The 7,014-nt window shown below is 37.7% G+C and carries 6 protein-coding genes and 1 tRNA gene; 3 read left to right on the forward strand and 4 right to left on the reverse strand.

Translation table 11 applies throughout. The annotated features are described in order from the left end of the window. From Q0296_RS05665 to Q0296_RS05680, 4 genes are all read right to left on the reverse strand, one after another. A partial coding sequence (locus tag Q0296_RS05665; protein ID WP_298037823.1) for an integrase arm-type DNA-binding domain-containing protein occupies positions 1-456 on the reverse strand: 456 nt, incomplete at its 3' end. A 188-nt stretch (positions 457-644) separates the two neighbouring features. Beyond that, positions 645-731 (reverse strand) — tRNA-Leu (locus tag Q0296_RS05670). Between the two features lie 69 nt (positions 732-800). After that, positions 801-1,103 (reverse strand): HU family DNA-binding protein, encoded by a 303-nt coding sequence (locus Q0296_RS05675; RefSeq protein ID WP_087583205.1) that lies wholly within the window; start codon positions 1,101-1,103, stop codon positions 801-803. A gap of 124 nt (positions 1,104-1,227) precedes the next feature. Beyond that, complete coding sequence (locus tag Q0296_RS05680) at positions 1,228-1,974, reverse strand: YaaA family protein (protein ID WP_298037827.1); 747 nt, start codon at positions 1,972-1,974, stop codon at positions 1,228-1,230. 141 nt (positions 1,975-2,115) lie between these two features. Here Q0296_RS05680 and Q0296_RS05685 point away from each other — a divergent pair, with 141 nt between their 5' ends. The 3 genes from Q0296_RS05685 to Q0296_RS05695 all read left to right on the forward strand — a co-directional run. After that, positions 2,116-4,434: a flagellin gene (locus Q0296_RS05685; RefSeq protein ID WP_298037830.1), complete on the forward strand. Its 2,319-nt coding sequence runs from the start codon at positions 2,116-2,118 to the stop codon at positions 4,432-4,434. A gap of 123 nt (positions 4,435-4,557) precedes the next feature. Further along, positions 4,558-6,678, forward strand: a complete 2,121-nt coding sequence (locus tag Q0296_RS05690) for a DNA translocase FtsK (RefSeq protein ID WP_298037837.1) — start codon at positions 4,558-4,560, stop codon at positions 6,676-6,678. 118 nt (positions 6,679-6,796) lie between these two features. Beyond that, on the forward strand, positions 6,797-7,014 hold a 218-nt coding region (locus tag Q0296_RS05695), incomplete at its 3' end, for a hemerythrin domain-containing protein (RefSeq protein WP_298037834.1).

A 7,014-nucleotide genomic window follows, 5' to 3' on the forward strand; every position in this document is an offset into this window, starting at 1 on the left:
TAAAACACCTATCACGTCATCGACGCTTATATCTCTTATGTCCAAATTTTCAAAGTAGGGGTAAATATATCGTTCAAGACGTCTTGTACTCTTTTCTATAGTGTCTTGTGATACTGATGTCGATTTTATATCTAGCCATTTTTGTGTTATAGCTTTAAAATTTGCTTCTTCATCTCTTTTAGTTTTTATCTTGATGTCTATACCATCTCTTATTTTTTGATCCATTTTAAATCGCTCATCTCTCGCCATTGCTAGGGTATATCTAGGATAATCGCCTAAATTTATGCGTTTTATCTTTTGGTCTATTGGGCTTTTGTATTCTAGTGCGAAATATTTGCGACCATCTGGATTTATAAAAATATATAGTCCTCTGCCATCACACTTTTTATAAATTTTGTCTTTTGGTTTTAGCGCTCTTATCTCCATATCGCTTAGCGGTTTTGGTATTTTTGGCATTTTTTACGGAGTTCCTTTTTATGTTTTTCTCTTACTCCGTTATTATTCCGTAAAAAATAATTACTTGCAAGGATTTTTATATATATCGATATATGTCTTTATATGTTTTAAAATATATATAAAATTCCCTTTTGTAGGTTCTTTTATATGTTTTTGTATGTCTTTGGATTTTTTAAGATATTTTATAATGGTGCCCGAGGTCGGACTCGAACCGACACAAGGTTGCCCTTATCAGATTTTGAGTCTGACGCGTCTACCAGTTTCACCACTCGGGCTAAGTTGAGATTGAAATTTTAGATTTGTGAGTAGAGAAAAAGGGGAGACTTGCTCCCCGAAAAAGAAAATTATTTCTTTTTGCCTTTTTTAGCAGCGCCAGCAGCAACTGCTTCTTTAAGTTTTTTGCCAACTTTGAATTTGACTGCTTTGCTAGCAGGAACGTCGATTACTTTCTTAGTTCCAGGAACTCTAGCTTTCCTTGCAGCTCTGTCAGCAGTACTGAAAGTACCAAAGCCGATAAAGCTAATTGTATCGCCTTTTTCAAGAACCGCTTGGATTGTCTCCAAAGTAGCATCAACAACTTTTAGAGTATCTTTTTTTGAAAGACCAGCCTTGTCGGCAACAGCTTGAATAAATTCAGCTTTTTTCATGAACCATCCTTTTAAGAAGTTATGCGGCAATTCTACACTCTTTTAAAAAAAAATACAATACTTTTTCCCTAAATTTAGCTCTTTTTTTGCATTTTTTTAGTAAAAAAGACCAAAATTTGAACTTTCACTCACAAATTTCAAACGTAAGCTCGTTTTTTAGCCCTATCTTTTTCATATCTACAAGCTTTAAATTTTCAAAATTTAGAGCCATTAGCTCATCTTTGTTTGTCACTTTAGCATTTGCGATCTGGCGCAAAACCTCACCTCTATAAGCTTTTGCATGGTGGCTTAATATCTTTTTATTTTTTAAAAAGCAAAATGTCGTGTAATCTTTTTTGATCTCATAAAATTTTTCATAAAATTTAGCCCTAAGATCTAAAATTTCATCATTTTCTAAAAAGCTATCGACTGCTTTGCTAAAATTTTGCTCATAAAATTTACAAATATCAAAGCCAGCTAGCTTTTCGCCTTGCTTTAGTTTGTACTCAAATATCTCATCTTTTGCCAAAATAGGCCCAAGTAAATTTGAAAAGATCAAAACATTATTATCTATATATTTTTGAGCGTCATCGCTTAGTCCGCGGTAGTTTAGGTGCTTATAGGCACCTCCGTCATATCTTAAGATAGCTTTTATGCTCCCTTTTTTAGATAGACTTTCTCGCAGCTGCTCGCTATCCTCAAGCTCTTTTAATCCAAAAAGTTTTTTTATCTCGTCTAAATTTGCCCTTTTTAAAAACTCATCATATCTTTTTAAAATTTCAGCCCTTTTGCTAAAAAGCTCAGAAAATATCAAATTTTTACAATCAAATTTATCGCTCGTGTTTAGAGAAATTTTACTCTCGCTTGGCGAGAAGAGAATTTTTAATGCCATTTTCTTACCTATTTTATATATGTAAATTTTGGCAGATTATACAATAAAACTTTTTTGCACTAAAAAAAATCAAATTTTCACCGATATATCACAAAGCGGAATTATTCTTGCTTAGAGTGAATAAAAATTTAGGGAAAAATTATGAGAATTACAAATCAACTACGTTTTAATCAGACTTTGCACGACTATCAAAAAAATATGGCTGGTGTAAATAAAAGCTATATGCAACTCTCAAATGGCTTGAAAATTCAAGACCCATATGACGGAGCCGCGGTTTATAATGATGCGATGAGGCTTGACTATGAGGCTACTACGCTTACCCAGGTCGTTGACGCCACTGGCAAATCTGTAAATTTTGCAAAAAATACAGACAATGCACTGCAGTCATTTGAAAAACAACTAGAAAATTTTAAAACAAAAGTCGTTCAAGCAGCGAGCGACGTGCATAGCACAACCTCTCTTGAAGCTTTGGCAAACGACCTTCAGGGCATCAAAAACCACCTTGTAAATATCGCAAATACATCTATAAATGGGCAGTTTTTATTTTCTGGAAGCGCCGTAGATACCAAGCCGATAGATGGCTCTGGCAAATATCAAGGCAACCGCGACTATATGAAAACTTCAGCCGGCGCACAGGTTGAGATACCTTACAATATCCCAGGATTTGACCTATTTTTAGGAAAAGATGGCGACTACAACAAAATTTTAACAACAAACGTGATGCTAGCTGATCAAACTAGAACTGACATCTCTTATGCGCCAAAATATCTTGACGAAAATAGCAAGATAAAAAATATGATCGGTCTAAACTATGCTACTGACTCAGTTGTGGGAAGCGACGGCTCTTACAAAGGCACGATCGAGCCTGATTATGACTTTTTGGATACTTCAAATGTAAATTTCCCTGACACATACTTTTTTATGCAGGGCAAAAAGCCTGATGGCACGACATTTACTAGTAAATTTAAGATGAGTGCGGACACTTCAATGGCTGGTTTGATGGAGAAGATCGGCATGGAATTTGGCAACACAAAGACAACAAAAGTTGTCGATGTGAGCATAAATAACGACGGACAATTTAATATAAAAGACCTTACTAAAGGTAATCAAACTATAGACTTTCACATGGTTGCAGCTACTTCTGTGGCGGCTGATCGTGATACTATCGCTCCAAGTACGGCGCTTGATACCATAAATTCCTTAAAGGCACTTGAACGTATGGCAGATGCTGTGCCAAAAACCATCCATATCACTGAATTTACAAAGAGCAAATATCTTGATAAAGATGGAAATTTAACAAACGCATTTGACTATGACAAGGTTAGATTTGAGCGAAAAGATAACGAGCTAGTAGCAAATTTACCACAAGTTGCTAGAAAAACTGGCGAATACGCGACTGATCAGACAAAACTAAGCGAGGTCTCTGGCACAAAAGAGAGCTACAATAGAAATTTATACCCAAGAGATGTTGACGCTAGAAAGAGGGAGCTTTTTAATATCGATGGACAAGAGATAGGTATTCAAGTAAAATCAATTACTGGCACAAGATACGACATCACAGTAAAAATGGGCGAAGCAGGTGGCATAAACACCCCTGTGCAGTTTGAAATAAAATCAACAACAGCTGCTGGTGTGGTTACAGGACCTAGAACTTTATCAGTTTATAACTCAGATGAATTTGGTGAATATAGAACTTATGCAAGCGACTTTACATATCGCCAGCTAATGGATATCGTCGCAATGGCAGCAAGTGACAATATACCTAACCCACCTGTTGGTCCAGAAAATGCGAATTTTGACACAGACGCAGAAAAAGTAGATAGAAAGCGAAACCATGATGCCTATAAAGAGGCTATTGACAAAACAAGAGGTGCGGTAGAGGTAAATTTAGACGATCGTGGCAGGATGGTGCTAACTGATAAGACAAAATCAGTCACAAACATCGAAGTTACTATGTATGACGCAAAAAATGGCGATAAATTTGACGGAGATAGCACTGGTATGAATACAGCCGGAGTTGCTGGTCACGCTCAAGGAAAGGGCTCTGTTTTTAGCTTTAATGAAAATAACGCTTTAACGATCGATGAGCCAAGCACAAGCGTCTTTCAAGACCTTGACGATATGATATATGCTGTTAGAAATGGCTACTATAGAGCTGACTCTGAGAACCACGATCCGCGAAATACCGGCATGCAGGGCGCTCTAAAAAGGCTTGATCACCTGATAGACCACGCAAACAAAGAGCTTACAAAGATCGGCTCTCAAACCAAGCTTTTGACATCGACAAAAGAGCGCGCAGAGATAATGAAAGTAAATGTACTAAGCGTTAAAAATGACGTCATAGACGCAGACTATGCGGAGTCATATCTTAAATTTACACAGCTTACACTCTCATATCAAGCGACACTTCAAGCAAGCGCGAAGATAAACCAACTAAGCTTACTAAACTACTTAAATTAAAATTTAAATCAGCAGGCCTGGCTTGCTGATTTTTTAAAAATTAAACTCTGGCGTGCTATAATAAGCCTTTTTTATAAAGGATCTAAGATTTTACGACATATATTATTTACTATTTTTGTTTGCATTTTTGTATATTTTGGTATCGCTACGGCCGCTCCGACTGCTGACTTTGTAGGCTCGCTTGGACAAAGCCTTGGCGTTTTTAATATCAAGTATTTTGGCCTTGTAGCCTATGTTTATCCATTTTTACTTATCGTTTTGGGCTATTTTGTATATAAAAATTTTAAGAAATTTGACTTTGATTTTGCCCAGTTTGTAGTTGGGATTTTTCTATTTTTTATGGCATTTTTGATGTTTCAAGCCCTAAGCACTTCTGGAGCAAATGGTGGCGTGATAGGTGGCTTTATAGTCTCAGCACTAAAAGAAGTCATCGGCGCTATCGGCACTGCTGTTGCTATACTTATGATATTTATCATCTCGCTTGGTCTTGCTTTTAGGGAGAATTTCATCATCGTTTTAAGAAAGGCTTTTGTTGATAGAGAGCCAAAAAGCTACGAAGAGAGTAGAAATTTAAAAGAGATAAAACCAAAGCAAATTCCAAAGATCGAGCGTAAAAAGCCAAAAGTAGAAGAGATAAAAGAAGAAGAGCTTATAGACGCGCAGGTATTAAATGACGACGAGCCAAATTTAGATAGTGAGCCAGAATTTGAACCAGAGCCAGAGATGGAGCCAGCACAAGAGAGCAGACCTGCAACCATAGGTGGGGTTGAAATTTTAAATGAAGTGGCCGAAAACAAAAAGCTTCTTGATCAGATAGAGCGCGGCAAGGTCGAAAAGCCAAAAGACTTTGTCTTGCCGCCACTTAAATTTCTAAACGACCCTCCAAAGCGCTCGCACAATATAAATGAGGCCGAGATCGACCAGCAAATTTCAAATTTACTCGATAAACTGCGCAAATTTAAGATAGATGGCGACGTGGTGCGAACCTACACTGGCCCTATCGTCACGACATTTGAGTTTCGCCCAGCCCCGCACATAAAAGTTAGTAAAATTCTCACTTTACAAGATGACCTAGCTATGGCACTAAAGGCTCAAACGATCCGTATCCAAGCGCCGATCCCTGGCAAAGATGTCGTTGGTATCGAGGTGCCAAATCAAAATTTAGAGACGATCTATCTAAAAGAAATTTTAGAGAGCGAGATATTTAAAAATGCTAGCAGCCCGCTAACCATGGCTCTTGGCAAGGATATCGTAGGCGCTCCTTTTGTGACTGACCTTAAAAAGCTCCCTCACTTACTAATCGCTGGAACAACTGGATCAGGCAAGAGTGTGGGTATAAATGCGATGCTTTTAAGCTTGCTTTATAGAAATAGCCCACAAACTTTGCGCCTAATGATGATCGATCCAAAGATGCTTGAATTTAGCATATATAACGACATCCCACACCTTTTGACGCCTGTTATCACAGAGGCTAAAAAGGCGATCACAGCGCTTTCAAACATGGTCGCTGAGATGGAGCGAAGATACAAGATAATGAGCCAAACTCGCACAAAAAATATAGAGAGCTACAACGAAAAGATGAAGAGTGAAGGCGGCGAGCAGTTTCCATACATCGTCGTGATCATCGATGAGCTAGCCGATCTTATGATGACTAGCGGCAAAGATGTGGAGCTTTACATAGGCCGTCTAGCACAGATGGCAAGGGCTAGTGGCATACACTTGATAGTGGCTACCCAGCGTCCAAGTGTCGACGTCGTGACTGGCCTTATAAAGGCAAATTTACCAAGCAGGATAAGCTATAGAGTAGGGCAAAGGATCGATAGTAAGGTCATCCTTGATCAAATGGGAGCTGAAAGCTTGCTGGGACGAGGAGACATGCTATTTACGCCTCCTGGAAGTCCTGGAGTGATCAGACTGCATGCGCCATTTGCAAGTGAAAAAGAGATCGAGACAATCGTAAATTTTTTAAAAGAGCAACAAGATGTGATCTATGATGAGAAATTTCTAGCAGAAGAGGGCTCTAGTGCCGGCTCGGCTGCTGGCGTGCTAGGCGAAGATGAGCTTGATGAGCTATATGAAGAGGCAAAAGAGATCATTTTAAGCGAGCAAAAAACCTCGATCAGTTACCTACAAAGACGCTTAAAGATAGGCTACAACAAAGCTGCAAATATAATCGAACAGATGGAAAAAATGGGTGTTTTAAGCCCAGTTAATGCAAAAGGTCAGAGGGAAATTTTGGTTTAAATATAAATTTATATTTAAAGAATAAATTAACATCCTTGCTAGCAAAAATTCATTTATATATAAGTTATATTAAAATAAAATAAAGCGCAATTAAGTTGGCTATGCAGGGAGTAGTAAAATGGCGCAACAAGTCGTATTTGCTTGGGGAAGGGAATTTGAAACAAATATTAAACAAGTTGATTCGGAACATAGATATTTGGTTGAAATAATCAACTCTTTAGGAAACAAACTTGCTATACAAAATACCGTTTTAAGTGATATGATACCTTTGTTTGAAGAACTTGTTAATTATACAAAATATCATTTTTCAAACGAAGAAGGGTTGATGCTGGAGGC

The sequence above is a fragment of the uncultured Campylobacter sp. genome (genome assembly GCF_937890585.1).
In the GTDB taxonomy this organism is placed as follows: domain Bacteria; phylum Campylobacterota; class Campylobacteria; order Campylobacterales; family Campylobacteraceae; genus Campylobacter_A.